The organism is Gracilibacillus alcaliphilus, from assembly GCF_016909015.1.
GTDB classification, from domain to species: Bacteria; Bacillota; Bacilli; order Bacillales; family Amphibacillaceae; genus Gracilibacillus; species Gracilibacillus alcaliphilus.
In genome coordinates, this window is the sequence record NZ_JAFBFA010000050.1 from 1 (window position 1) to 24,933 (window position 24,933).

A 24,933-nucleotide genomic window follows, 5' to 3' on the forward strand; every position below is an offset into this window, starting at 1 on the left:
TTCCCCTTCCTTTAACACAGAGGGGAGCAAGCGGAGCGCGGTAGGAAATTAAAAAATTCACCATTTCTATTGTCCAATTTATTGACATAGATCCACTATAGTAACACTATAAGGGTATTTTTACCATATTATATTTTGAAAGAATGAATTTCTATTTAATCTTTTCTAAATTAAACGTCTCTAGGAAACTATTTCGAAAGGATAGTAATTGTGACAAATCCCTTTCTTCTCTTGATAAGATTCTTTCTCGTTTCTCTTTTTGATTACTAAGTTGACTCATTCTTTCCAATAATAAATCTAAATATTCATAATCCGTATTGTTTTCGCCTTCCATTCCTTTTATTTCATTTTCTACTTTCTCAATTTCAATGGTTATTTTTAGAGTCGCAGCGCGCAATTGATCAATTTCTTCCTGTTTATTAAAGATTTTTTCAGATATTTTATTTAATTCACTATATATATTCTTTTCATTCAAACCTTCATAGAGAAAAGTTTTATTTATATCTTTATTTATATCATTGATATACTCAGTTTCTTCAAAATATTTATTAGCATTTTGTAACTCTGATAATGTGTTTTCAGTAATATCAATGTGCAATATTGACTTACTTAAATTCAAAAAAAACTCAGTGGTATACATAATAAAATCAAAGGAAGTATTAAACTTAAATTCATTTAATAGCTCATATCTAGGGCTAGTTATCTTTCCATTTTCCTTTTTCCACCAATCCTCTTTAATATCATCAGTTATGAATATTATTGGAGCATTACTCTCATTAGATTTATCCAAGAGTTGATTCCAAATAATTAGATCGCCATACTTTGATTGTATTTTAGTATTACCAAAAACTTTAAAACCATCTTTCTTCGAACCATCTTTATATCCTGGTGGTTGTTCATTTTTAAACCTTTTTTTCCATTCATACAAGGTACTTGTTCTGATCCCAATATTATGTGCAATTTGTTCATCAGTGAGGCCATCCCGTGCCCAGCCTTCAATTTTAATTAAACCTTCTTCTGTAATCCAGTTTGTATATTTAGCCAATGGCCTCACCTCCATATTACAAAATTCTATGTTATAACTATAAAACAGATTTACAATAGTTTCTATCACATGAACTTAACTTAAGTTAACATGAAGTGCAAAATTTATCATTTTCATAATTTGAGCATGCTTATTGTAAATATGACCAGGTGCGTAATCTAATTCATAAGCAATTTCTGTTAAAGTTTTCCCTTCTACATATTTACCGTATAATATTTGATTATCAAGACCTTTAAACCTCTTAATTAATTGTTTAGCATTATACAGATCATTCATCTTATGTGCCATTTCATGTTCAATATCCCGTACCACTTCCTCTAGTTGAGAAGCTTTTGATTTTTCATTTAACTTAATATCTTGTAAATCCCCATACATCCACCTTCCTAGTTCCCTCTTATTACGGGACAGTTCAAAATCAAGATATAATATATCCTCTTCAAGCCTTTTATAATCTCTTAACCACTCATACAACATGATCACCTGCCTTTTTATCCTCTCAGTAAGTAACAGAAGGGTAACGCATTTGAAAATCATCTGTTACCGCCTTAAAGCCTTGATACATATAGGCTCAACACACTTCACATTGCAATAGGTAACGCATTTACCCCCTATTTTTCTTTTATAAGACTATTTTTTTAATAAAATAAATATATATATTATAAAAGAAAGTGATTTTATCTGTTACCTGTTACCGACACACCCCAATCCCTTGATACAACTGTATTTTTAGAGGTAACAGAAAAGGTAACAGGTAACTCAAATGACCCATTTTTTGATGAAATTGAGGTCAAATAATCATAATTTAAGTCAACTTTGTGATGCTTTTTGCATCAAATGCAAAATGAACTACTTGATACAACTGTTTTTATAAATAAGGTTGATGCAAAAAGCATCACGTTTTTTACTATTTTCGTGACCATTTTGGGGGGAACAGCTTTTTTACTCATCCGAAATGAAAATTCGTTTATTCTTTCCATCTACTTTTTGCTGCTTAGTTGTAAATCCAAATAACTGCCTGATCTGCTTACTAAAGCTGATATTGCTAACCGATTGATAGCCATTATCTGAACAATACAACCGATACATGTCATAAATATCTTTTACAACAGAACGCTCCAAATCAATATCCTCATTATTAATAAAACTAATAATAGGGTTGTTCTCTTCCTGGTATTTTTCCATTTCGGATTCTACGGCTTTTGATTTCGTAAATTGCTTATTCTCAAGTAAATTATGCAATGCCTTTAAAGCAACATTTAATAGATATTGCATGGATTCATCAGATAAAAGCTTGTCTGTAATAAAAGGATCGTAATCATCATCCTTTGCACTGAACTTTGCTTTAAACGGAACGATCTGCAGCCGGCGGCCTAATCCATCACTATAATCATTGATACGTGGCATTTCATTAGCAGAGAAAATCAATTTTGCATAATTCGTGAAATCAAAAGGATCTTTTCCTTTTCTCTCCACATTCAGTGTCTCACCTGTAGAAAGCTTCTTAAATACAGATGATTCTTTGATATATCCTTTTGAAATATCATCGCCAATATTGACTAATTTCCCAAATAGCTCAGCAGTTTTAAATCGCTGGTCCAACTCCTTTAAATCTAATGAGGCTGTGTTATCACGTCCAACAAATTTACGGATGATTTTCAGATAAGATGATTTTCCATCCGTCACCAGTTAGGATAAAAGTAGCTGCGAACTCATTACGACGGAATAAAATATAGCCAAGTATCTCCTCTAAAATAGCCCTAATTTTTTTATCATTGACGGCCAGCTTATCAAATGTTTTGTCTGTTACCTCATAATAAGCGTCTTTAATATAGGCAACAGGTATTTTATTTTTCACAATGATCTCAGGACTAAAATCTTGCAGTTGCCAGGTCTCTAAATTAAAGACACCGTTTTTAACCGGTACATATTTAGTAGAGGAAAAAACTTTCTCTTTTGCTTTTAACTGCAGGTAATAAAGTGTCTCCTGGCGCTGCATACGTTTAAGTGCTGGGATGTGTTTAATCATAGCACCCTCGATGTCCTCTGGATCGTCTGAATAAACACCATCTTGATAAATGTGTAACACATTAGCTATTTTACAGATGTGGTGTTCATTGATTAAATAATCGCCAAACTTTTCATGCTGAAAAGCACCTTTGATAAAGAAAGATTCTTTGAGAAAAGCCTCATCACGTAAGATGATATCTAATTCTGATTTTTCCACCGGTTCATCTAGAATGTAATGGTTAATGATAGATATAGTTTCTTTGATATCCTTCTTAGCCATTCCTTGAGACTGCATTTTTAAAATGTAGGTGAATAATTTATCATTACGGCCGTCGCCCTCTGATAAATTATTCAAGTTGGGATTTTTTTTATTATATGGGTATAGCCATGGCGGCATAGGTTCATGTTGTTTTACCTTCCTTATCCAAGTACGAGTCTCCCCATCTATTTTTAATGGATCTACCGTATTTTTTATGCCCAGCTTGTAATCACACTTAATACCTATATTGGAATACCATTTAATTTTATTGGCGGTTAGATCATAACCACGAAAATAAAAATGCATGCCGTTTGTTGTTTCAAGGATAGAACAACAAATGTCCTTGTCCTCGACTATATCTAATAGTGTTTCAGCTTCACCCATATCATCAATGTCCACCATGACATATTCATCATCAAGAACCCCTACATATGAATCATTAGTACGTGCCGTATGATAGGATAATAGTTTCGCTCCATCTTTAAATTTGGATGCAGCATGTTTGCCATTTCCTTTAAGATAACCTTTATATATGATAATCACCTACTTTCATGGTAGAATAGTCTTAATTTACATAGAATGGATGTGTTTACTATTGACTTATTTGTTTACGAATGATGACACTCAACCTGTTTTTACATGCCCACACTGTATTGAAGTACAATCACACCGATGGGAGTATATATTGGGACCATTGACTTTACAACCTCACATAAATCCTAATGATGAGAAGAAAATGCTTGGTCACACTTTTAAAGATAAACTCAAAGGTGTTATAAAAAGCAAATGTAATTCTTGTGGTTCTAATACTTTTTGGCTTAAGTCTTTGGAAAGAGACGAATTACAAATTTACCCTGGTAACTATAATAATTATCCTGCCCCTCATAAAGATATGCCAGAAGACATACAGAAAACATACAATGAATCAGGTTCAGTTATGCATTTATCATTAGGTTCATCAGCTGCATTAGCTAGGTTAACATTAGAAAATTTGCTAATTCATTTAGGGTACAAGAGTGGTAGTTTAAACGATAAAATTAAAGACTTTGTTGCAAATGGGTTCAATGGTCCAAAATTACAAAAAATGCTAGATGTGGTACGAGTATATGGTAATTCAGGTGCCCATTCAGGGATTATTAATCTTGATGAGAAACCTGAAGTTCCATCTTTTTTATTGAATCTAATTAATATTATTGTTGAACAGGCTATTTCGATTCCAAATAATGTTGAATCGGCATATAATTCATTACCTGATTCTATTAAAGACGCAATTGATAAAAGAGATTCCTAACTAAACCTATTCACCAAAGAAATCATTAATCCTTTTTCTAGCCAGATCGAGATACCACCAGTAATCTAGCTTACCTGGTATCTCTTTTTGCGTTACGTCATCATTTTCAATGAAACATCGATCTGGCACATAGGCTATCTTTTCATCTCCACCCTGCTTTACTTTTCGTAATTCTTTATCATTCTTGTCAACGGAAGCAAACACACGAAAAACTTTCTCATTCATTCTCCGTAATCCATACCTGGCGTACTCATACTTGCTACTGATCTTCACAATCTTTTGAAACTTTACTAATTCCGTGCAATTAAATATAGTTTCTTCCGGATCGGTGCCTTTTACAAAATAATTAACCACAGCTTCGTTAACAATGGGTAAATCATTATCCAATGGGTTAAGCTTTTTAACGTAAGCTCCTTTACTCTTATAATTTCCTTCCCGATCTACTAATATATAATTATTAACATCTTTTTGAATGACCTTTGAAAATTCTTCAAACTCAAGTTCCATGCGGGTGCGGGACTCCCATTCCCAACAAATATCATCGATCAAATGATAATCGTCCGGATCCCGTAACTTAACTAATACACCATCCGTATTTGATTGGATAATGTCACAATGTGGCTCTAACTTTTCAATCAAATCTAGTAAAAGTGTCATACCACCGATACATACATTGTTGGCCATCAACGGATCATAAAGACCGTTATATTTATCTTTCATGGCACCGTATGTACCATTGATTACTATCTTTAATGGAGCCTGCCGTTTATCCTTGGCAGCTTTGTATTTTAACCTGGTATCACGAATTTCTCTGAATTTCTCTGGATCCTTTACATTTCGACTTAAATATCCATATTCGATCATCAATGCCGGATAGTAACTGGCCACATCGATGTTTAAAAAGTGGCCAGTACCTACATAATTATTTCTAGCGCCATGTAGACCACCCCAGGCAAATAAATGTGGAACACCAGCAATAGGCGTATCAAGGAATTTTTTATAGTCCCTATTTTCCTTATAGAAATCAAGGACATGAGTATACTTTTCTATTTTTAATGTGGATGGAAACGAAAATTCAAATTCATCATCACGTGGAATGTTGGGCTGTTTAGCGTCCAAGATAAATGCCGACAGCTGCGCTTTTGTTTTTGAAATATGTCGTAATGGCAGTTTGAACATTTTCAGCAATTCTATTTGTGATTCAAATTCGCTTATTGTTTCAGTAAAAATATGCATAGTCTCCTGGACATCATGCCGGCAATATTTGATCACTTCTGAAATCTCATCTTCGGTTAATGTGCGGTCTAGATTAAATGGGATGGCTGATTCTCTTATATCATGACCTTGAAATCCTTCCAGCTGTTTTAAAGATCTGAATTTGTTAGTCATCACATCGAAGTTAAATAATTGAATTTTCCAAAAGTCACGATAAAACTTCCAACCTGGCTCCCGATCTTTAATAATCCAATCATTTATTTCTTGTGGTTCAAACCCACAAATGACAGCTTTTAAAATGTATTGGTCATAATGCCGGCTGTTGTAGCCAATCCATATATCTTTTTTGTGTTCATTGTAATAATCAATTAAACCTTGCTTATCATTTATAAATATTTCCTCTGATCGATTGGCAGCGTCAATGACGACTACCAACCAATCATATTTAAAAACTTCAAAGTCATAAAAGAGCATGATATATCACTCCTTAAAAACTGCTTTTCTTAAAATATGCATTCCATCAATATATTCATCTTGATTAAAATGAGCGATTGCTTTATTAATGGTGTCTTTATAGCGCTGGTTTTCCTGTTCCAACTCAATCACACGCTCCAGCAGCACATATTTTTCTTCTGAGTCTCCTTGATTAACAAGCATAATCTTGGTGTTTAACTTTACCTGTAGCTTCTTATTTTCGTCTTTCAAATCCAAATAATTAATCACTAATTCCCTTGCCTCTATTTTGTCATGACATATATCTTCAACCATCTGATCTATTAACCGTTCATCCATCACGATTCCTCCTAATAAAAAGGGAGCCTAGAAGCTCCCTTATTTAATTATTCAACTTCAAACACTTCTTTAATTTCAAATGTGTCATATCCACCGTCATTTTTTCCTTTATCAAGTAGATACTCAAATTTCCCATCAATATCTTCATGAATATCTAGTACTAAATCAGCGTAATCAACAAAGCCTTTAAACTCAACATCATCTTTCTCACAATCCCATAAGGCACGGAGCATTTCATTGTTTCGGTGTGTTTGGAATCCAAATGCTTTTTCATTATGAGGCTGCATAACACCATTGTAGAAAATACGCTGACCTTCAAATTCACCTTCTACAATTTCAAACCAAATAGATAACATAGGGTCACCTTTTTTGGAAGTGACCATTTCCATTTTTTCAACAGCAACCTCATACTCTCCATCTGGAATATCGGGGAAATCTCCCCCACCGTTTTCCTCCACTTCTTTTACATCTTCCTCCAAAGCCTCTAAATCTACATCTTTATCAAATTTGTTCCAATCGATAGCCATTATTATTCATCCTCCCCATTGTTTTCTAATTCCACAGTTCCATCTTGATTGACACCATACTCAATACCTTCATGAACATCTTCTGGCTCTTCCTCTTTTTCAGGACCAGCTTCCATAATTTCTTTTGGAGTATCAAAGTAAAATTGCAAATCCACCAAATAATACGTACCATATTTATTGTGCTTTTCTTTAATACCATGGGAAATCAGGTACATATCTTCTTTAGCCTTCGCAACCAGATCCTCAGCTTCCTTCATAGTGTCTGCATAATGCTGTTCTTTTGTGTTTAATTCCTTAACTGCCATGATTAAATTCCTCCAATATATTTAAAATTTAATTGCTAACACGAGTACGACGTTTGCGAGTTCGCTTAGGTTTTTCTTCCTCTTCAGCTGGTTCTTCAGATGACTCTTCCTCACCTGGCGGTGTATCATCAACTGGCTTGCGTTCTCTACGTTTTCTTTCACGTGGTTTAGGTGACTCTCCATCATCAGATGTTTTACGTGATTTTCGTTCTCTTTTTGGCTTCTCTTCTTCAGCTTCAACTTCTTCTTCTTGCTCTGGCTCTTCAACTGGTTCAGGATCACGCTTTTTGCGCTCACGTTTTGGCTTACCCTCTTCTGTTTCAGATTTTTCACGTGATCGTTTAGGCTTGTCTGATTTTTTCTTAACTGATTTTCCTTCTTGTGCAGCAGTTAGTTCTTCAATGAAGGCTGCCATTTCTAATGGAATAGTTTCTACTTGGAAATCGAATCTACCACCACCAAAAACATTTTGTTTTTTCACCAATTGTAAATGACGTTCATCATTGGAATCCACATAAGCACGTAACGTCAAATCAACGGTACCAGTTAAGAAATTTGCCTGCTTATCACCGATATTTGGTTTAAATGTAGTTCGCTTTGCTCCGCCCTTCAACGTGATCTCATTTACTTGTTCCTTGCTGATATAGATAATTTGGTAACCTAATGCTTTAAGACGCTTCATAGCATTATTGAACTCAGTTGTTACAGCAGACCAACCTTTTCCCCACGAACCATCCGATTCATGTTCCCAGCCGTTCTTATCAAATACATAGAAACGGCAATGTTCGTAAATGTCTTCCACTAAATCAAGTGCCACAGCTTCATAATCATTGTCTATAGTTTCTAAATCATTGATTGTTTCTAGAAACAATTCCCATGCTAATTTACGCTTAGTAATACGACCAGATTTTGTCACTTCATCTTTAATTGGTTGTACCGGTGCAGTAGTGTTGTCCGTATTTCCATCTGTATTGAGAAACAGCATATTTTCAATACCATCTACAAAAGTAGACTTCCCGACATAACTGTCTGCGTAAATCCAAAAATCAGGTCTAGTATCAATCTTTCTTTCTCGCCTTTCATTCTTTGGTAAAACCATTTCAACATCTCCTTTATCATTTTGTAATGCCTCCAAATAATTAGGGGCGAATTTAGGGTTACAACTAAAACAGTTGTCACTAACATTTTTCGGGTACTCCGTTGCAGCTTCAATCTTCTTAATGCTGTTTTGAAAATAGATCACATTCATTTCGTCGTAATCAATGGGTATAAATTTTGGTTCAGTTGCTTGTACTTTTTCCACCAATCGTTTGCGAAAATGAAACAGATCCTCTGTATCTTTCTGTTTAATACTTGTTTTAGGAACAAATAGATATCCTAAGTCCTTTACATTAAAACCGTCTTGCTCTAAATAGTGCTTATAGATATGAAGCTGCCCACTGTCCATGTAGTTCTTAGCATTATTGGAATACTTGAAATCAATGACCACACACTCATTGGTTGGCGCTACTGCAATTAAATCGACATAACCAATGTAATCAGGTTTATCAATTTTGTACTCATGGATAAAATCAAATCCTACAAAGTTATCAGCTAGGAACTCTTTCACTTTCGGAATTAAGATTTCTAGTTTCATAGCTTCTTCAACCATTCGATCTGTCACAATAGGATAGGAATTGTAATACTCATTCACAGCAGTCTGTACATTTGTTTCAATTCCTTTATGCAAAGCATGTCCAATTAATAATGGGTGGTCAGCACGGCTGTAATCTATTAATTCCGTGAGTTTGTCAATGTACCGCAGCTTAAAATGGTATGGGCAATCATCAAATAGTGAAACACGTGAATATGAGTATTGAGTCATGTTTTAACACCCCATATTGGGAAAATCCTAATGATGTGTCTATTTTTTAGATATACAGTTATACCGATGTTAGTTTTCACATTCACCCACCCTTTGTTTATTAATTCTTTGCACATTTCTTTGTGCTTAACTTCAGATGGAGAGTAAACCTCAGCGACATAATCATAATAACTGCCCATTGATTCATGAAATTCTTCATTCCAGTTAATTGATTTTAAACGTATGCTTTTTAATTGAGTCATTCTCTCACCACATCCATCAATTGAGCATTAGACTTCTTCACATGTTGAATAAATCCATCTAGATCCTTTATTTCCTTCCGATCAATCAAGAGCTCATTTCGTTGAATGAATAACAAGGCTTTTAACATGCTTGCACAATACCCCTTAAATACCCACTTTTGAACCGTTTCTTTGTTCTGAGGTATGAATACATTCTCATACCTTTCAACCATTACATTATGGGTATCATAATCTTTAATACGGCAGTTTCCGATAGTCATAATGACTTTCTTTTTATCAGACATTAAAACCACCTACCTTTCCAAGCTTCAAAATCCTTTGGCCTTAAAATATAAGCCTCACCGCCTGAATCTTTTATCTTACGAATGTTATAGAGCTGCAGCTTACTGGCTGTTCCAACATCTGTTTTCAATTCAATACCGTGAAAAGTACCATCAATGCAAGCTAAGATATCCGGTATTCCTTCTTTGGTGTACTGAGATCCAGCCCAGTATTTAACGTGCCAAACCTCTTCTGATTTTAAATAAGCAATAACTTTCTTTTGAAATGCTGATTCTTTCATCCTTCTACCACTTTCCAAGTCAGGCTGTTACTGCTCATGTATTCCTCCAACATTTCAAGGTCATACTCGGTACCCTCCACTTGGTAGGTTTCTGTATAAATATCATCATCTTCAACATGACCTGGTGCACTACTTAAAGGTACTTGTGTGGCATTTTTTATTTTAATGGCAGCGTCCTTCTCAATCTGATTTTTAATCTCTCCTACAGAAATATCATGATCCAGTAATGCCATATAGGTGATGTCCAACAGATCAGTATCATTCTTAGCGTTGATCAGCTCAACATGGCCTTTAACAATTTCCTTGTCAGCTTCTTCTTTATCCTGAGAAATACCAAGGTGCTTCGCTTTCTCAGTTAGTTCAGTGGTGATCGATTTAATGGTTTTGCTTTTATTCAGATATTCATTTGGAATGTCACTTAATTGAGCACTGAATTTCTCATTTAAGCCTTCTGCCTCAATCAATTTTTCAACAATGGGAACAATTTTTTCACGCTTTTCTTCTTTGCGATCTTCTTCAAACTGATCATGCTGCTCTTTTAACGGTTTAATAACATCATCAAACTTATTGGAGAGATTTTTACATTTCGCTTCAAAATCTGTGATTTCCTTACTCAGTTCCTTCTTAGTTTTCAAACGATAATCATTGAGGGCTTTTTTCCCTTTATTTAATTCGGTGATCGTTTTCTTACAAGCAGCTGCGTCCTCATCGAAAAATTCAAGACCTTCATATTTGGCTAACTGTTCATCTAACACTTGGGATAATTCATCAAAATTAAAATCGACCTGAGCCGGTACTAATTCAATAGTTTTTACCTGTAGTTCGTTCATTTATGACTCACCTCTACTTCACGCTGTATTAGTTCAATACTGTTAGAATGGACATTATTGTTGTCCAATACGTATTCCGCTAGAAACAATTTAGCTTGTGCCTTATCATCAAAAATACCTATAATTGTTTCTGCACCAGTGAAATCAGCATCCATTACAATGTAAATTTCATTCATTAGATTTCATCTCCTTATATTTCAAATCGAATAGACCATTATTAAATGCTATTTCCATTTTCGCTACTTCTTTTCTGAATAGATCAACTTCGTAAATAGAGTCTAATTTGACAATTTCATCATCAAAACCATTATTACCACTAGCCACATTTATGGCATGTGTTAGAGCACTTTTCTGATCATCAAATGACATATGAGTCTGTTCATAACCCGCAAAACCTCTCTTTTCTTCAACTACAACATATATCTTCATCCTACATTTCCTCCTCTTCAAATAATGCATCCGTGTAATCTTTTCGCTGTTCCAAGACTTCTTTCATTCGCCACTCAATAGATCCGGCAGTTAATAAATAATAGTAAAAACATGGTCTATCCTGTCCGATACGGTGAGTCCTTTTCTTGCTCTGTTCAAACAGTTCACTGCTGTCTGTTAGAGAAAAATAGACAATCTTATTGGCTTTTTGAAGATTTAAGCCCATGGCTCCTGCTTTATACTGGATAAGCGTCACACTGTTATCATGCTCTTCATAAGCAGAGGTATCTTTGAGATCACCATTAACTGTTGATATTGGCCTATTAATTAAGTCAACCAACGCAGCGTATTCCTTCTTAAAAGTGTAGAAAATGATTAACCTATCATTCGTGCTGTCAATCAAATCCTTAACATAGTTAAGCTTGTTTGGATTATAAACACCTGCCAGCTGCCTTAAATAAAGTTTTTTAGTGCTAGCTGTATCACCTATCAATGTTTCACCGTTGATATCAATAATGTGATCTTTGGCAAAGTCCTTATAGTGTTTGGTAGGCGCTATTTTCACGATCTGATTGTTTACCGGCGGAAGGTCAAAGACTTCATCAGTCTTCATAAATACTGCACCATGCTTGCGCAATTTACTTTTGAGCCTGTCCACATTTTTATAGCCAATGATCTTATTCTGCTGATTGAGTTCATCCCACTCATATTTGACAAACTGTTTTAAATAGAGCTCCTTTTTTATTTTCCAACCAAGTAAATGAAGCTGACTCCATAATTCTTCATACTTTCCACCTGTAGGTGTTCCTGATAATAAAATGACATTATCCGCATTTAAACCAAGAATGAACTTAGAACGATTAGACTTTTCATTTTTTATCATGGATGACTCGTCCAACATCATGGTAAAATGCTTTAACTTATTAAGTTCCGGCCTCCTCCATACCTTGTCATAATTGATGATCAATACGGATTCAGCAGGAATTTTATCCATTGCCTGTTTATCATAAATAATGACGTGATAATCATAGTGATCTTTAAAGTGCTGTGCCCAATCAGATATTTTCGATTTTTGACAGATTACGAGATTATAGGCAGTATTGAGTTCCCACATTTTTTCAGAGCCTACAAAGGTCTTACCTAATCCCATATCAAGGTAGTACGCTACTCTATTGTGGTGATACGTATCATTTAATACTTGATCTTGATGTGGGAATAAATTCATTTACATTCACTCATTTCGTGCTATAATGACATTGATTAGTTTTCCTTACTCACTGATTGCCGTCAGTGGGTTTTTCTTTGTACATCTTGAATGGCATTATGACCAATTAATAAAAATAATTGATGATCATGTGATAAAGATTGCCATGTTCCTGCTTTTATGATCAATTCCCTCACCTCCCTTCAATGTCGATTATTTGCAATAATCTTCTTGGCTCCGAAATGCTCTAGCAATTGCCTTTCTTCGGAAGATAAAACAGCCTCATCAGCAAGCCAAAAATCTTCCTCGTGAATGTAAATTTCATCACCATAGTAGACTTCATTGCCTTTAAAATCAGTGCCATAGATATTTTGCTTTTCTACATAACCAGTTTGATTGACCAGCTTAATGTGTGGATGTTCCATGTCTCTCACCCCCTTTCAATTTCAATAATCTGCAATGGCTCTGGATACGTTTGACCATCTGAAGAATTGAAATTAGTTTCGTGATTCTGCTGTAAAATCCGGTGACAATAAGCCTCTGATCCTGATACATACACCTTTTTCGTGATCATGCCAACAACTTTGATATATCTCATAACCTATCACCCCCTTTCAAAAATGATTACGCCTGATCTCCATAGCGTGATCGGTCATCATTTTGTCGTTGTTTTCGTGTTGATTGGACATGATTCTCAATTCGCCTAGTAACAACACTGCTTGATCAAACAGTTGACGGGACTTGTCCAACTCAAAATTGTCTAAGCAAGTCAGGGAATCGTTCAAATGTCTTTCTATAGCGTTACGATATTGTAGAGCCTTCCGCTGGTCCTCTGACTTAAATTGGTCTTTAAAACTCATCATCAAACCTCCCCCTCTCACACTGTCATTTCAGCTTTCGCCTTATCCAGCATATCCATCACACCAGGATAAGCACGCTTGAAAGCAGTGATTCTTTCAGAGTTTTCTTTTGGAATATCATAAGCATTTTCTAAATCAGTCTTTAGTGCTTCCAACCGTTTATTTTTTAGCCATCTATCTTTTATCTGGCGGATCTCTTCAAAGCGGCTTTTGAAGCCTTCTAAGGGGCTTGCTATTGTGTTTGCTTGCATATCTATCACCCGTTCTCTGCGTCTACCCACGCTTATTTTTATTACCATTCCGATACAATATCTACAATTGCCTTAAATGTTGGTTCGGCGATCCACCAGCGCTTACGATTCTTTCTAACCTCATGCAGCCTAACTCTTGGATCATGAAGAATTTCATCCTCCAAATATCTAATGGACATGCAAGTAACTTCCGCCAACTTATTGACATCCGCTAAAATCAATTGCTGATGGATTTGCTTACTTAGTTCTCTGTCAATATGGTCTCTTAACTCTTGTTCATTGAGAGTTATAGTTATTTCGCCTGTTGGAATCATGTGTTATTCACCTCAATTCCCAAGATTGCGCAAATGTGCTTTACATGTTCTTGTGCTTTTTTTCCTCTTCGACTTCCGTTAAGAATATCTGATAAATATGCTCCGGAAATTCCTAAAAGATTAGCTAATTCAGTGTGTGTCATTTTTTTCTTGTAAAGTTCATTGCGAACTCTGATACTTAAATCTTCTGACATGTTCTGGCCCCCTTTCTTTTGGTATAATGTTCCTATCAAATTCAGATAGGAGGTGATGAATTGAAATTAGAACCTGATTTAAATTGTCCAAATCATTATGAAGAATTAACAGTTGAGCAGCAGAGAATTCTTCAAGATTGGATTTACGTAAACTTCGAGACTTCCGAACGCTTCCACCTTATCAATGCTTCAAATAATTTAAAAAACTTATTTGAAAATTCACCTGAAGGATTCTACATCACAAATGGTCAGTTTAAAGGCGCAATGATCAATGCTGGATACAAAGTCAAAGATGAAACCGAACGTAATTGGTGCTTCAACGTCTCAAAGCGTTCAGTTAAAGTGCTTAGAGAAAAGGTTTATCCAAAGTAAACGTCATAAATTCATGTTTTTCAGAAGCATTAACACCACGTTCTCTAAGGTATTTAACAAATGTAGATTTCCCAGTTGGTCCCTGAGGTCCTTGAACGAGAATCGGCATTCCAATTTCGATAGCAATTTTTAAATTTTCAATTTCCCCATCAGATAAAATGCTTTGTAAATAGTCATAATCATGTTTAACCTCCTCACTTGTTACAAGAACTTGTGAGGTTTCTTTTTTTTCGCTCAACCGTCTCCCCTCCTTCTCACATTTTCTTAGCGTCGCAACCGCCACATCTGCTATAAATCCGTACAAGTTATACCGTCATTGGCTCGGTATCACAGCGCATAAATTAATTTTTTAGCTAATTTATTAGCTAATGCATTGACATGAATTAATCTTTATTATAGAATACAGACATAGCTAAATAAGACTTTAAAAAGCCTGTTTCAATACATTTTGTCAGCTCCCCAGCGTTAAAAATTGTATTTTCTAGGTCGTATTTTTTATTGCCTTTTTAGCTAATAAATTAGCTTATGGACATAGTATATTAATCTTTGTACTAAATGTCAACAATTTTAATAAAAAGATTAATATTTTTTGCCCTTAGGTAACTAGGATGGTTGATATGACAACATTTGATAGATTAAAAAAGCTTTGCGAAGAGCAGAAAATTTCTATTGTAGAACTTGAAGAAAAGTTAGGATTTGGAAGAAATTCGTTATACAACTGGAAAAAGAAAACACCAAATGGAAGCAGTCTCCAAAAAGTAGCAGATTTCTTTGACGTATCCACTGATTATTTATTAGGGCGTACAGATAAAAAACGTTACTATGATTTAACGGAAAAAGATGAAAAAGAAGTTGAGGAAGAATTAGAAAGAATCCTTAAAAATTCTGAAAGTAATTTTGGGCATGCTGCATTTGATGGGAATATTCCCAGCGAAACTGATAAGGAAGATTACGAAATGTATGTAGCAGCCATGAGGGACGCTATACGCCTTCATAAAAGACTTGCTAAAAAGAAATTTACACCTAAGAAATATAGATAAAGGACTGATTCTATGACAATTAAAAAGAGGGTCAATCAGTTATTAAAGAAGTATGGTACAGCAGATCCATTTGAAATAGCTAAAGCAAAAGGTATACCAATTATTTATAGACCTTTAGGCAGCCGATATGGTTTTTTTACTAATTACTATAGAACTTTCACAATCCAAATAAATGATGGTATACCATATAAAAAACAACTTTACACACTCATGCATGAACTAGGTCATATTTCATTACACCCTGAGATAAACTCTGCTTTTTTGAAAGCCAATACATACTATATGACTGACAGATATGAAAAAGAAGCCCATGAATTTGCCATAGAGATGTTCTACAATCAAGATGAATTGAAAAATGTAACCGTTAAAGAAGCTACAGAGGAATACGGCATTCCAAAACAGCTTCTAAAGAAAAAATTTTACGATTAAAACCAAACATACATTCCTTTTAGGAGGTGATGCCTGATCTATCCCGAAAAGACGTCTACCCACGTAATGAAGGGATAATTAAAAATGGCTAAACTAAATAAATCAAAAAAAGACAAGGATCTATACTGGTACACCAATAAAAAAGGTGAAAAATTATGGATGTACCGACATAAGTACAAAGACATTTTTGGCAATCGAAGGGAAAAGAAAAAGAGTAGTTTTGAATCAGAGGACGCAGCTTTAAAAGCTCTTTTAAAGGTGAAGTCTGATTTGTTAGATGGTAATGTGCAACAAGTAGAGAAAGATCAAATGACTGTTGGTCAATGGCTTGATATATGGTATGAAACGCACAAAGATGATTGGAAAGTTTCAACAAGACAAATTCGCGAAGAAGCTATTAAACAACAAATGAAACCACTCATAGGTAAAGAAGTACTGGTTATTTTGGACAAATCTACTTATAAGAGAAAATATATAAATAAATTAAAGAAAACCTATGCACCTAGTACAGTCCGATTGTTTCATAATTTATTTAAAGTAGCAGTCAACGCAGCTGTAGATGATGAAATACTACCTCGTAATCGATTTAACAATATTGCTATACAAAAAAATAAGCCAAGAGATAACTTTCTCACATCAGAAGAATTAGTAAAATTATTAACAAATGCTAAAGAACATGAGAATGAAACAATCTACACCTTTTTGTTAACTTTAGCTTTTACCGGGTTGAGGAAAGGAGAAGCACTAGGGTTACAATGGAACAATATCAATTTTGACGATAAAACACTCACTGTGGAGCGTACAAGAGATAGAAAAGGTTCTCGTACTCCTAAGACTAAAAACAGTTACAGAACCATTCCTATTGATGATTACGTACTTGTGCAATTAAGAAAGTATAAAAATTGGTGCAAGAAAGTAAAATTACGATTCGGAAAGCGACTAAAGTCATCTGATTTTGTATTTATTTCTACTCGAACACTTAGTGGAATCTCAGAATCATCCCCTCAGTACGGATTAAAACGAACTATAGAAAGATCTAAAGTTAAAGATATTAGTTTGCATGGTTTGAGACACACACACGCTACCATCTTAATTAGTCAGCGAATTCCTATTAAAGTAATTGCAGAAAGATTAGGAAATACCCCTCAAATGATATTAGAAGTGTATGGGCATACATTTAAAGAATTAGAAACAGAAGCAGTTACAGCATTTACTGAAAGTTTACATGGGGCTGGTATTGGGGCTAAAGAATAATATAGCCCCTTCCCGCCTCTTGTTATACAAGGTTTCAAAGTTAATTCACACCTTCACATTATAGCACTATCAGATTACGTGAGTAAAGAAAACTTAGCAGAAAGGATGGCTATTGCAGATCACATTTTGGAGAAGGTGATAAAATTTAGAAAAACCAAGAAGAGCATTTGGTTCTTTACCTTTTAGCCAAGATAGATGTCCGCTGCGAGAAGTCGCTTTCACAGTGTTTTCTATGTCGCCTGGCATGGCTTCAGCTCATGCGAATCCCTCCGGAGTCAAAACAGTCGGCCTTCGCTCATGTTTTCGTTAGGAAGAGTATTATATACTTGTTGATCTTATAAAAAACGGCATAAACCTTTATAAAAAGTTCATGCCGTCTTGTTTACTTTTATTCCACACTATCTGCATAGTGTTCTTTTACAACTGCTGCACAGCGAGTACAAAGGGTTGGATATTTTGCATCGGAACCTACTGTATCAGAAACAACCCAACAGCGTTCACAGGTTTCACCAGTATGTTTAGCGACTTGTACTGTCACATGATCATATGATTTGGCATCTGCTAAGCTGTCCACTAAGGTTACCTCAGAAACGATCAGTAATTGATGTAAATAATCGATGCTCTCAAGTAGAGCTTTGGTTTGTGGATCATTTGGTGCAATCGTAACAGCTGCTTCTAATGATTTACCAATGACCTTTTCTGCACGAGCTTCTTCCAATGCTTTCAGAATATCGTCTCTTACATCGATAAATTGAGACCACTTCTCAGCAAGAGCGTTTTGACCTGCCACTTCTCTTGCCACTGGCATATCACAAAGCTGTGGACTTTCTTCCTCCACTTCAGGGATATAGCTCCAAACCTCTTCCATTGTATGGGTAAGAATCGGGGTCAATAATTTGACTAATGATGTAATAATCTCATGATAAACCGTTTGAATACTGCGTCTTCTATGATTATTTTCAGTTTCAATATAAAGGATATCTTTGGCAAAATCCAAATAGAATGAGCTTAAATCAATCGTACAGAAATGATGAATGATTTGGTAAACAGATGAAAAATCATATCTGTCATAAGCACGGACAGATTGGTCAATCACTTGCTGTAAACGATACAGCATATAACGGTCAACTTCTTCCAAGTCTTGCTCGCTTATTTTGTCTGCCAAAGTAAAATCAGCAAGATTCCCTAATAAGAAACGGAATGTATTACGAATTTTACGATAGCCTTCTGAAGTTTGCTTAATGATATCATCAGAAATTCTTACGTCTGACTGATAATCCACAGAAGCTACCCATAATCTTAAAATATCAGCACCATATTGTTTCATAATCTTAGCTGGAACGACAACATTTCCAACCGACTTACTCATTTTGCGTCCTTGACCATCCAAGGCAAAGCCATGGCTTATTACTGTCTCATACGGCGCCTTGCCTGTTACGGCAACTGCTGTGGATAAGGAAGAGTTAAACCAGCCGCGATATTGGTCAGAACCTTCTAAATACACATCAGCAGGACGGCGTAACTCTTCTCTTTCCTCTAATACACCCGCATGGGAACTGCCAGAATCGAACCATACATCCATAATATCCATTTCTTTGGTGAACTGGCCATTAGGACTATGCTCCGAAGTAAACCCTTCTGGCAGCAAGTCAACAGCGTCCCATTCAAACCAAATATTTGAACCATGTTCACCAAATAATTCTGCTACATGGCTAATAGTTTCATCCGTAATAATTGGTGTTTGATCTTCTCCATAGAATACTGGAATTGGTACGCCCCATGTACGCTGTCTGGAAATACACCAATCTTCCCGATCACGCACCATATTAAACAATCTTGTTTCTCCCCAGTTTGGCAACCAATTAATTCGTTTAATTTCCGCCAAAATTTCTTCACGAAAATCCTTAATGGATGCAAACCATTGACTTGTTGCACGGAAAATAGTCGGTTTTTTCGTACGCCAATCATGTGGATAAGAGTGTGTAATAAAGTCAAGTTTCAATAAGGCATTATTTTCTGCTAATTTTTCTGTTATATCTTTATTAGCTGCATCATAGAAAAGCCCTTCAAAGCCAGAGGCCTCTGAAGTGAAATATCCTTTTTCATCTACCGGACACAGGACATCTAAACCATATTTCTGTCCAATCACAAAGTCATCTTCCCCATGACCTGGAGCAGTGTGCACAAGTCCTGTACCACTTTCTGTTGTTACATGTTCACCTAATACAATAACAGAGTCACGGTCATAGAATGGATGTTTCGTAACGAGATGTTCTGCTTCTTTTCCAGTAAAAGTCTGAACTACTTCTGCCGTTTTCCAGTCTAATGTTTCTTTTAATCCATTCAACATTTCTAGTGCAACGATATATTTCACACCATCTTCCTTAACCACGGCATATTCCAAGTCAGGATGAAGCGAAATAGCCAAGTTGGCCGGAAGGGTCCAAGGCGTTGTTGTCCAAATAACAAATTTCTCATCACCATCTAATAGGTCTTTGCCATCTTTGACATCAAACGTGACATAGATCGAGGCAGAGCGTTTATCCTGATATTCGATCTCAGCTTCTGCCAATGCCGATTCAGAAGACGGAGACCAGTAGACAGGTTTTCTACCTTTGTAGATATAGCCTTTCTTCGCCATTTCACCAAAAACTTTAATTTGAGCTGCCTCAAACGATTTCTCCAGTGTAATATATGGGTGATCCCAATCCCCTCGCACACCTAACTGTTTAAATTGGGTGCGTTGGTTATCGACTTGTTTCAAGGCATATTCTTCACACTTTTTCCGAAATTCAGCGGTTGACATCTTCTTGCGGTTGACTTTCTTCTTCGCTAATGCCTGCTCAATCGGCAAACCGTGTGTATCCCATCCTGGTACATATGGAGCATGATAGCCAGCCATTGACTTATATTTAATAATAAAGTCTTTCAGCACCTTATTAAGGGCATGTCCCATGTGAATATCTCCATTAGCATAAGGCGGTCCATCATGTAAGATAAATAATGGGCGTCCCTCAGTCCGCTGCTGCACACGTTCATATAATTTCTCTTCTTCCCATTTTTCCTGTAACTTCGGTTCTTTATTTGGCAAGTTACCACGCATTGGAAAATCGGTCTTCGGCATTTTTAATGTTTGTTTATAATCCAATTCAATTCCTCCTTTATTTAGTCTGTCATTTCATATAAAAAACCCCACATCCCAAAAAGGGACGAGGAGTTCTCGCGGTACCACCCTTATAGACAGCTTACACAAACTGTCCACTCAGCGATTCGTAACGTGAATAAAACGACTATATCTACTTGATTCAATATAGCTACTCGTGGGTGATCTTCGATACAGGGACTATACTAGGCTCTCACCAACCCTAATTCGCTTCCATAATCGCTCTTATATCTACTTTCCCAGTCATCATATTTCAATCATATCTATAATAGTAGTAAAATTATAGGAAATTCGACAGCAAAAGTCAAGCATTACTTGTTTCTTCTGTTTCCTCCTCGGTTTCTACCTCTCCCACATTTGTCTCAAATAATTGTTCCCAGTCATTATTTTCTAATAAATCTAACTGCGCCCCAACTAACATTTTTAAACGAGTGCGGAATACTTTTGCCTGTTTCTTTAATTCTTCTATTTCTAAGGCAATCGTTCTTGATTTATGTAATGCTTCATTAATAATACGATCCGCATTCTTCTCCGCTTCTCTAATAATCAGTTTAGCTTCTTTCTTAGCGTTTTGGGTAACTTCTTCGGCAGTCTCTTGTGCCACTAAGATCGATTTATTTAATGTCGACTCAATATTAGAAAAATGGCTCAGCTTTTCATTTAATTTATCTACTTCTTCCTTCAGTGCCTTCTTTTCCTGAAGAATGGTTTCATAATCTTTAATCACATGATCTAAAAATTGATTTACATCGTCTTCGTCATATCCTCGAAATCCTCTTGTAAATTCTTTATTATGAATATCAAGTGGTGTTAAAGCCACACCATCCACCTCCTAAATAGACGTCTTGTTGCTGATTTAAAAAACTTGCTTCTCTCAGTTTATAGTTAAGCTTTCAAAATCTCAACCTTTTTCAAAGTAATTTTTCAAAAGAAAGTCTAATTTTATCTTTTTTTGTCCGACCTTGTATCTCTTTTATCCGAGACCTTCCCTTGCCTCGTATAGAGAGCAGATCACCTTCTTCCAGCTGAAAGGCCGTTTGCTCAATAGTTTGAAAATTCACCTTCACTAATCCTTTTTTGATAACATCTGTCGCTTGTTGTCGTGACATGTTATACATTTCCTTGATTAATACATCTAATCGTAAGGACGCACAAGTCGTTACCTTTGTTTGCCAAGTGTCTTGAGAAGTTATACGTGCCATAACAGGTATGGACTCAAATTGAACACTAGCCTGCTTGATGGAGGTCACATTACTCGCTAAATAGCTCGTAATATCAGAACTGACCAAGATTTGGATCAAGTCATCACGCACTACGATGTCCCCCAGCTTCTTTCTTTGAATCCCTGCCGACAAAAAGGCGCCTAGAACGTCTCGATGTTCGATGCTCACAAATTTCTGCGGGAAACGCGCTTGCAGCAGGTCTACTTCAAATTTGTCTGGTTCTATATTTTCATAAAAAGGTACTAATAAAGCCCGCTTTCGTTCAGCATGTTCCCATCCGCCAAAGAAGCCCAGTTTCACGTCTTCATCGTTTCCAATAATCGTTTCAAAGATCTTCTGTTCTCTAGGATGAAGAAAATCCACCAATTTCATCTGATATCTGACGGTGACCTCTTCACGCCAAGATAATACTTGATCTATAAAAGGGGCTTCGTCTTGCCTGAAGTGTTGGTATATATCCATTTATAACACCTCTAAAATAAACCAAAAAATAAATATTCTAAGCCTCTCATCGCAAAGCGAAGAACTAATAATGCGACAATAGGGGAGATATCAAGCATTCCCCCAATAGGCGGAATCAGTTTACGAAATGGTTCCAAATAGGGTTCAACAATCGAGGCAAGCAGCTGTCCGAATGAGGATTCTCTAGCCCCTGGGAACCATGACATAAGAATATAGATAACAATTCCTATCATGTATGCATTCATTGCATAAGAAATAATTTGATACAATAATATCAAGATTTCATTACCACCTTTGTTCCGGATCCACATCTTCCATTATTTCTGTAATATTCCCCGAAATTTCAATATTTTCTGGTGTACACAAGAAAGTTTGTGACCCTAATTTTTTTATTTGTCCTGAAACAGCATAGACCGCGCCACTCAGAAAGTCAATGATTTGTCTTGCTTGTTTTGTATCAACACGCTGCAGATTAACGACAACAGAACGTCGGTTGACAATGTGATCGGCAATTTCTTGAACTTCATTGTAGGATCTTGGTTCACATAGCACCATCTTAGCACTTTGCTGAACAGATGACAGGCTGACAATATTCTTGTCCTCTTTCTTTGAGAGCCTGCGTGGAAATTTTTGTTCTTCTTCCACCTCTTCCTCAACTATTTCGTATTCTTCCTCGTCATCCACACTGAAAAAATTACGAAATTTGCCTTTCATACTCATGTTTATCACCTCTATTCCTGATAAGGCCCTACTAGATCTGAGCCGATTCGTATATGTGTTGCACCTTCTTGAATCGCAATCTGGTAATCATTACTCATTCCCATCGACAGGAAACGGCAAGGGGCATGGTCATAATCTGCTTCTACGATCGTATCTCTCAGCTGACGCAAGGAGCGAAAAACATCCCTTAATCGTTCTTCATCGCTGATATGAGGGGCCATTGTCATTAATCCTACCACATGAATGTTACTATAATCTTTCAGTAACTCAACAAACGGAATAACTTCATCAACCGCCAAACCATGTTTCGAATCCTCTCCACTGACATTAACCTGCACAAAGCAATCAACAGGTTTTTCAGCACGTTTATTAATTTCTTTGGCCAATGACTTGCGATCTAAGGAATGTAAATAATCCATCTTGTCGATGACATCTTTTACTTTCCTTGATTGTAAAGTACCAATAAAGTGCCATTGTGCCTGTTTGCCGATTGCCGCATATTTTGCTTGAAAACCGTCTGGTCGATTTTCCCCAAAATCATTAATACCAGCTTGCAAGGCTTCTTGTGTTCTCTCTATTGTAACATATTTCGTTACAGCGATTATTTTTATGTCCTCTGGATCACGATCTACCTTTTGGCAGGCTTCTTTTATTTGTGCTTGGATATGTGCTAAATTTTCTATTACCTTCACCTTTACTCTCCTTCCTAACAACTACTTTATCCCTATATATCCCATCATTCTTCCAGTTGGATGAGAATCTCTTCGATGAGAAAAGAATAAAGGATCATGAGCCGTACAATACTCGGTCTTAAAGATTTGTGCAGACGGAACTCCTGCAGCAATTAATAATTGCCGGTTAAGTTCCTTTAAATCAAGTTGGTATTTTCCTTGACTGCCGGTATACGTATCTTGATAGCGAGGATTAATATGCTGAATGACATGGTCATTCACTTGATAACAGGAGGAACATATACTTGGACCAATAACCACTTCCAGATCATCTACATCAGTAAACATCGATTGGAACCTTCGGACAGTCTCACCAACAATATTAGCTACCGTTCCTTTCCAGCCTGCGTGCGCAATCGCTACGATTCTTTGTTTACGATCTATGAAAAAAACCGGTACACAATCGGCAAATAAGGCGGTACACAGTACACCTGGCTGTCTCGTGAGTAAGCCATCTGTCTTGGCGATGGCGGTTGTTTGTGAAAAAACACCTTTTCCAAGATCGGCTGTTGTCACTTCTTTCACATGATGATGGTGGACTTGATCTGCAGCCACCCAATGCTCCAAAGGTGTATCGATTCGTTCAGCCAACCGACGGCGATTTTCCAAAACAACATCTGGATTATCTCCCACATGAAAACCTAGGTTATTACTTTGGTAAGGAGCATTGCTTACTCCATGATAGCGTGTTGTAAATCCCGCGATAATCGATATCTTTTCTGTTTGCCAGCGCTGAATAATTAGTAATGACTGGTCTTGATTAAGGACAAACGGTTCCAACAACTTCGCCTCCTATTTTTCATCATTTTATCATATTTTATGATACGTGTCGCATAATAGTGAAGAATGATAGATAATTCTAACCAGAGGTAAGGGTTTAGCAACCAAAAATGATCTTTTTTTCCTGCTTCCGATTAGAAATGCGGCGGTTGATTACAGCTGAAAATTCCCGCCTCTCCACCTTATCTATCATTAAACGACAAGAGTTTTACTACCTTTTGCAAAGAAGTGTACCATGAATTTCCATAAGCATAAAAAGCACAAAGCGCCCTTTTAAAAAGGTAGAAATTGGAGTGTCACAACGGAGATAAAGGAAACACGACAACGCAAGGGGGCGATGTTGACTTATCGCAGGAAGATCTCCTCGTTTTTGGCACTTGGATCTGGACATGGTTATTCTTGAATAAGAATGAACTCATGAAAAATCATATACTTGCTGACCTTACAAAAAAAGACGGCCCTCAAATTAGAAAGTGAACTGCACCCTGTCAAGTAGACAGTGAAAAAACAAAAATCTATGCAACAGTCTGGTACCGATATTCCAACGGTGCCAGGCTGTTTAATTTCT

At 36.2% G+C, this 24,933-nt stretch carries 33 protein-coding genes, 1 pseudogene and 1 other annotated feature; of the genes and pseudogenes, 5 read left to right on the forward strand and 29 right to left on the reverse strand.

What is annotated here, in order from left to right:
• Nucleotides 1-151: 151 nt before the first annotated feature.
• From JOD18_RS22565 to JOD18_RS22575, 3 genes and pseudogenes are all read right to left on the reverse strand, one after another.
• Complete coding sequence (locus JOD18_RS22565) at nucleotides 152-928, reverse strand: PIN-like domain-containing protein (protein WP_239588317.1); 777 nt, start codon at nucleotides 926-928, stop codon at nucleotides 152-154.
• Between the two features lie 192 nt (nucleotides 929-1,120).
• The gene (locus JOD18_RS22570) at nucleotides 1,121-1,516 is read right to left on the reverse strand and encodes a hypothetical protein (RefSeq protein WP_204671621.1); all 396 of its coding nucleotides are present in this window, start codon (nucleotides 1,514-1,516) and stop codon (nucleotides 1,121-1,123) included.
• A gap of 468 nt (nucleotides 1,517-1,984) precedes the next feature.
• Nucleotides 1,985-3,845 (reverse strand): annotated as a pseudogene (locus JOD18_RS22575) (DNA primase family protein).
• 151 nt (nucleotides 3,846-3,996) lie between these two features.
• On the opposite strand from JOD18_RS22575, the gene JOD18_RS22580 reads away from it, so the two are divergent.
• A complete protein-coding gene (locus tag JOD18_RS22580) occupies nucleotides 3,997-4,602 on the forward strand; it encodes a DUF4145 domain-containing protein (RefSeq protein ID WP_204671571.1) in 606 nt (201 codons plus the stop codon).
• Nucleotides 4,603-4,608: 6 nt separating this feature from the next.
• Here JOD18_RS22580 and JOD18_RS22585 read toward each other — a convergent pair whose 3' ends face one another.
• The 18 genes from JOD18_RS22585 to JOD18_RS22670 all read right to left on the reverse strand — a co-directional run bounded on the left by JOD18_RS22585 (nucleotide 4,609) and on the right by JOD18_RS22670 (nucleotide 14,191).
• A complete protein-coding gene (locus tag JOD18_RS22585) occupies nucleotides 4,609-6,291 on the reverse strand; it encodes a hypothetical protein (protein ID WP_204671572.1) in 1,683 nt (560 codons plus the stop codon).
• Between the two features lie 6 nt (nucleotides 6,292-6,297).
• Nucleotides 6,298-6,609: a hypothetical protein gene (locus JOD18_RS22590; protein ID WP_204671573.1), complete on the reverse strand. Its 312-nt coding sequence runs from the start codon at nucleotides 6,607-6,609 to the stop codon at nucleotides 6,298-6,300.
• Nucleotides 6,610-6,656: 47 nt separating this feature from the next.
• A complete protein-coding gene (locus tag JOD18_RS22595) occupies nucleotides 6,657-7,136 on the reverse strand; it encodes a DUF669 domain-containing protein (protein WP_204671575.1) in 480 nt (159 codons plus the stop codon).
• A gap of 2 nt (nucleotides 7,137-7,138) precedes the next feature.
• Nucleotides 7,139-7,441, reverse strand: a complete 303-nt coding sequence (locus tag JOD18_RS22600) for an organic solvent tolerance protein OstA (protein ID WP_204671577.1) — start codon at nucleotides 7,439-7,441, stop codon at nucleotides 7,139-7,141.
• Between the two features lie 28 nt (nucleotides 7,442-7,469).
• A complete protein-coding gene (locus JOD18_RS22605) occupies nucleotides 7,470-9,305 on the reverse strand; it encodes an AAA family ATPase (protein WP_204671579.1) in 1,836 nt (611 codons plus the stop codon).
• The gene (locus JOD18_RS22610) at nucleotides 9,302-9,547 is read right to left on the reverse strand and encodes a hypothetical protein (protein WP_204671581.1); all 246 of its coding nucleotides are present in this window, start codon (nucleotides 9,545-9,547) and stop codon (nucleotides 9,302-9,304) included. The genes JOD18_RS22605 and JOD18_RS22610 overlap by 4 nt, the downstream gene beginning before the upstream one ends.
• Nucleotides 9,544-9,831, reverse strand: coding sequence for a hypothetical protein (locus JOD18_RS22615; RefSeq protein WP_204671583.1), 288 nt, complete (start codon nucleotides 9,829-9,831; stop codon nucleotides 9,544-9,546). Before JOD18_RS22615 ends, JOD18_RS22610 begins: the two co-directional genes overlap by 4 nt.
• Complete coding sequence (locus tag JOD18_RS22620) at nucleotides 9,831-10,109, reverse strand: VRR-NUC domain-containing protein (RefSeq protein WP_204671585.1); 279 nt, start codon at nucleotides 10,107-10,109, stop codon at nucleotides 9,831-9,833. The genes JOD18_RS22615 and JOD18_RS22620 overlap by 1 nt, the downstream gene beginning before the upstream one ends.
• The gene (locus tag JOD18_RS22625; protein WP_204671587.1) at nucleotides 10,106-10,939 is read right to left on the reverse strand and encodes a DUF1351 domain-containing protein; all 834 of its coding nucleotides are present in this window, start codon (nucleotides 10,937-10,939) and stop codon (nucleotides 10,106-10,108) included. The genes JOD18_RS22620 and JOD18_RS22625 overlap by 4 nt, the downstream gene beginning before the upstream one ends.
• Entirely contained in the window at nucleotides 10,936-11,115 is a 180-nt protein-coding gene (locus tag JOD18_RS22630) for a hypothetical protein (protein WP_204671589.1), read from the reverse strand. The genes JOD18_RS22625 and JOD18_RS22630 overlap by 4 nt, the downstream gene beginning before the upstream one ends.
• On the reverse strand, nucleotides 11,108-11,368 hold the full coding sequence (locus JOD18_RS22635) for a hypothetical protein (RefSeq protein WP_204671591.1): 261 nt from the start codon (nucleotides 11,366-11,368) through the stop codon (nucleotides 11,108-11,110). The genes JOD18_RS22630 and JOD18_RS22635 overlap by 8 nt, the downstream gene beginning before the upstream one ends.
• A gap of 1 nt (nucleotide 11,369) precedes the next feature.
• Entirely contained in the window at nucleotides 11,370-12,593 is a 1,224-nt protein-coding gene (locus JOD18_RS22640) for an SNF2-related protein (RefSeq protein WP_204671593.1), read from the reverse strand.
• A 182-nt stretch (nucleotides 12,594-12,775) separates the two neighbouring features.
• The gene (locus JOD18_RS22645) at nucleotides 12,776-12,997 is read right to left on the reverse strand and encodes a hypothetical protein (RefSeq protein ID WP_204671595.1); all 222 of its coding nucleotides are present in this window, start codon (nucleotides 12,995-12,997) and stop codon (nucleotides 12,776-12,778) included.
• Nucleotides 12,998-13,002: 5 nt separating this feature from the next.
• The gene (locus JOD18_RS22650; RefSeq protein ID WP_204671597.1) at nucleotides 13,003-13,170 is read right to left on the reverse strand and encodes a hypothetical protein; all 168 of its coding nucleotides are present in this window, start codon (nucleotides 13,168-13,170) and stop codon (nucleotides 13,003-13,005) included.
• 16 nt (nucleotides 13,171-13,186) lie between these two features.
• Nucleotides 13,187-13,435 carry a hypothetical protein gene (locus JOD18_RS22655; protein WP_204671599.1) on the reverse strand — a complete coding sequence of 83 codons (249 nt, stop codon included), beginning with the start codon at nucleotides 13,433-13,435 and terminating at the stop codon, nucleotides 13,187-13,189.
• 14 nt (nucleotides 13,436-13,449) lie between these two features.
• Nucleotides 13,450-13,683: a hypothetical protein gene (locus tag JOD18_RS22660; protein ID WP_204671601.1), complete on the reverse strand. Its 234-nt coding sequence runs from the start codon at nucleotides 13,681-13,683 to the stop codon at nucleotides 13,450-13,452.
• Between the two features lie 41 nt (nucleotides 13,684-13,724).
• Complete coding sequence (locus JOD18_RS22665) at nucleotides 13,725-13,997, reverse strand: hypothetical protein (protein WP_204671603.1); 273 nt, start codon at nucleotides 13,995-13,997, stop codon at nucleotides 13,725-13,727.
• Nucleotides 13,994-14,191, reverse strand: a complete 198-nt coding sequence (locus tag JOD18_RS22670; protein ID WP_204671604.1) for a helix-turn-helix domain-containing protein — start codon at nucleotides 14,189-14,191, stop codon at nucleotides 13,994-13,996. Before JOD18_RS22670 ends, JOD18_RS22665 begins: the two co-directional genes overlap by 4 nt.
• A gap of 60 nt (nucleotides 14,192-14,251) precedes the next feature.
• On the opposite strand from JOD18_RS22670, the gene JOD18_RS22675 reads away from it, so the two are divergent.
• Nucleotides 14,252-14,563, forward strand: coding sequence for a hypothetical protein (locus tag JOD18_RS22675; RefSeq protein ID WP_204671605.1), 312 nt, complete (start codon nucleotides 14,252-14,254; stop codon nucleotides 14,561-14,563).
• Here JOD18_RS22675 and JOD18_RS22680 read toward each other — a convergent pair.
• The gene (locus JOD18_RS22680; RefSeq protein ID WP_204671606.1) at nucleotides 14,538-14,801 is read right to left on the reverse strand and encodes a hypothetical protein; all 264 of its coding nucleotides are present in this window, start codon (nucleotides 14,799-14,801) and stop codon (nucleotides 14,538-14,540) included. The two genes, JOD18_RS22675 and JOD18_RS22680, sit on opposite strands and share 26 nt — an antisense overlap.
• Before the next feature lie 379 nt (nucleotides 14,802-15,180).
• Between JOD18_RS22680 and JOD18_RS22685 the strand changes: the two genes are divergently transcribed.
• The 3 genes from JOD18_RS22685 (at nucleotide 15,181) to JOD18_RS22695 (ending at nucleotide 17,286) form a co-directional block, all read left to right on the forward strand.
• Nucleotides 15,181-15,603, forward strand: coding sequence for a helix-turn-helix domain-containing protein (locus JOD18_RS22685; RefSeq protein WP_204671607.1), 423 nt, complete (start codon nucleotides 15,181-15,183; stop codon nucleotides 15,601-15,603).
• Nucleotides 15,604-15,615: 12 nt separating this feature from the next.
• Nucleotides 15,616-16,032 carry an ImmA/IrrE family metallo-endopeptidase gene (locus JOD18_RS22690; protein ID WP_204671608.1) on the forward strand — a complete coding sequence of 139 codons (417 nt, stop codon included), beginning with the start codon at nucleotides 15,616-15,618 and terminating at the stop codon, nucleotides 16,030-16,032.
• 84 nt (nucleotides 16,033-16,116) lie between these two features.
• Complete coding sequence (locus JOD18_RS22695) at nucleotides 16,117-17,286, forward strand: tyrosine-type recombinase/integrase (protein WP_204671609.1); 1,170 nt, start codon at nucleotides 16,117-16,119, stop codon at nucleotides 17,284-17,286.
• 388 nt (nucleotides 17,287-17,674) lie between these two features.
• Here the strand turns inward: JOD18_RS22695 and ileS are convergent, their stop codons facing one another.
• The 7 genes from ileS to pgeF form a co-directional block, all read right to left on the reverse strand.
• Entirely contained in the window at nucleotides 17,675-20,434 is a 2,760-nt protein-coding gene (gene ileS / locus JOD18_RS22700; protein ID WP_204671610.1) for an isoleucine--tRNA ligase, read from the reverse strand.
• Nucleotides 20,435-20,488: 54 nt separating this feature from the next.
• Nucleotides 20,489-20,705 (reverse strand) — a binding site (T-box leader).
• Between the two features lie 48 nt (nucleotides 20,706-20,753).
• Nucleotides 20,754-21,269 (reverse strand): DivIVA domain-containing protein, encoded by a 516-nt coding sequence (locus JOD18_RS22705; RefSeq protein ID WP_204671612.1) that lies wholly within the window; start codon nucleotides 21,267-21,269, stop codon nucleotides 20,754-20,756.
• A 91-nt stretch (nucleotides 21,270-21,360) separates the two neighbouring features.
• On the reverse strand, nucleotides 21,361-22,134 hold the full coding sequence (locus tag JOD18_RS22710) for a YlmH family RNA-binding protein (protein ID WP_204671614.1): 774 nt from the start codon (nucleotides 22,132-22,134) through the stop codon (nucleotides 21,361-21,363).
• A gap of 11 nt (nucleotides 22,135-22,145) precedes the next feature.
• On the reverse strand, nucleotides 22,146-22,412 hold the full coding sequence (locus tag JOD18_RS22715; RefSeq protein ID WP_204671616.1) for a YggT family protein: 267 nt from the start codon (nucleotides 22,410-22,412) through the stop codon (nucleotides 22,146-22,148).
• Between the two features lie 7 nt (nucleotides 22,413-22,419).
• A complete protein-coding gene (locus JOD18_RS22720) occupies nucleotides 22,420-22,854 on the reverse strand; it encodes a cell division protein SepF (protein WP_204671617.1) in 435 nt (144 codons plus the stop codon).
• Between the two features lie 11 nt (nucleotides 22,855-22,865).
• Complete coding sequence (locus JOD18_RS22725; protein WP_204671619.1) at nucleotides 22,866-23,546, reverse strand: YggS family pyridoxal phosphate-dependent enzyme; 681 nt, start codon at nucleotides 23,544-23,546, stop codon at nucleotides 22,866-22,868.
• A gap of 21 nt (nucleotides 23,547-23,567) precedes the next feature.
• Complete coding sequence (gene pgeF, locus JOD18_RS22730) at nucleotides 23,568-24,365, reverse strand: peptidoglycan editing factor PgeF (protein WP_204671620.1); 798 nt, start codon at nucleotides 24,363-24,365, stop codon at nucleotides 23,568-23,570.
• Nucleotides 24,366-24,933: the final 568 nt, after the last annotated feature.

Coding starts and splice junctions, on each gene's coding strand:
- JOD18_RS22585 (WP_204671572.1), bottom strand. CDS start 6,291: ATGCTCTTTTATGACTTTGAAGTTTTTAAATATGATTGGTTGGTAGTC.
- JOD18_RS22590 (WP_204671573.1), bottom strand. CDS start 6,609: ATGGATGAACGGTTAATAGATCAGATGGTTGAAGATATATGTCATGAC.
- JOD18_RS22595 (WP_204671575.1), bottom strand. CDS start 7,136: ATGGCTATCGATTGGAACAAATTTGATAAAGATGTAGATTTAGAGGCT.
- JOD18_RS22600 (WP_204671577.1), bottom strand. CDS start 7,441: ATGGCAGTTAAGGAATTAAACACAAAAGAACAGCATTATGCAGACACT.
- JOD18_RS22605 (WP_204671579.1), bottom strand. CDS start 9,305: ATGACTCAATACTCATATTCACGTGTTTCACTATTTGATGATTGCCCA.
- JOD18_RS22610 (WP_204671581.1), bottom strand. CDS start 9,547: ATGACTCAATTAAAAAGCATACGTTTAAAATCAATTAACTGGAATGAA.
- JOD18_RS22615 (WP_204671583.1), bottom strand. CDS start 9,831: ATGTCTGATAAAAAGAAAGTCATTATGACTATCGGAAACTGCCGTATT.
- JOD18_RS22620 (WP_204671585.1), bottom strand. CDS start 10,109: ATGAAAGAATCAGCATTTCAAAAGAAAGTTATTGCTTATTTAAAATCA.
- JOD18_RS22625 (WP_204671587.1), bottom strand. CDS start 10,939: ATGAACGAACTACAGGTAAAAACTATTGAATTAGTACCGGCTCAGGTC.
- JOD18_RS22630 (WP_204671589.1), bottom strand. CDS start 11,115: ATGAATGAAATTTACATTGTAATGGATGCTGATTTCACTGGTGCAGAA.
- JOD18_RS22635 (WP_204671591.1), bottom strand. CDS start 11,368: ATGAAGATATATGTTGTAGTTGAAGAAAAGAGAGGTTTTGCGGGTTAT.
- JOD18_RS22640 (WP_204671593.1), bottom strand. CDS start 12,593: ATGAATTTATTCCCACATCAAGATCAAGTATTAAATGATACGTATCAC.
- JOD18_RS22645 (WP_204671595.1), bottom strand. CDS start 12,997: ATGGAACATCCACACATTAAGCTGGTCAATCAAACTGGTTATGTAGAA.
- JOD18_RS22650 (WP_204671597.1), bottom strand. CDS start 13,170: ATGAGATATATCAAAGTTGTTGGCATGATCACGAAAAAGGTGTATGTA.
- JOD18_RS22655 (WP_204671599.1), bottom strand. CDS start 13,435: ATGATGAGTTTTAAAGACCAATTTAAGTCAGAGGACCAGCGGAAGGCT.
- JOD18_RS22660 (WP_204671601.1), bottom strand. CDS start 13,683: ATGCAAGCAAACACAATAGCAAGCCCCTTAGAAGGCTTCAAAAGCCGC.
- JOD18_RS22665 (WP_204671603.1), bottom strand. CDS start 13,997: ATGATTCCAACAGGCGAAATAACTATAACTCTCAATGAACAAGAGTTA.
- JOD18_RS22670 (WP_204671604.1), bottom strand. CDS start 14,191: ATGTCAGAAGATTTAAGTATCAGAGTTCGCAATGAACTTTACAAGAAA.
- JOD18_RS22685 (WP_204671607.1), top strand. CDS start 15,181: ATGACAACATTTGATAGATTAAAAAAGCTTTGCGAAGAGCAGAAAATT.
- JOD18_RS22690 (WP_204671608.1), top strand. CDS start 15,616: ATGACAATTAAAAAGAGGGTCAATCAGTTATTAAAGAAGTATGGTACA.
- JOD18_RS22695 (WP_204671609.1), top strand. CDS start 16,117: ATGGCTAAACTAAATAAATCAAAAAAAGACAAGGATCTATACTGGTAC.
- JOD18_RS22710 (WP_204671614.1), bottom strand. CDS start 22,134: ATGGATATATACCAACACTTCAGGCAAGACGAAGCCCCTTTTATAGAT.
- JOD18_RS22720 (WP_204671617.1), bottom strand. CDS start 22,854: ATGAGTATGAAAGGCAAATTTCGTAATTTTTTCAGTGTGGATGACGAG.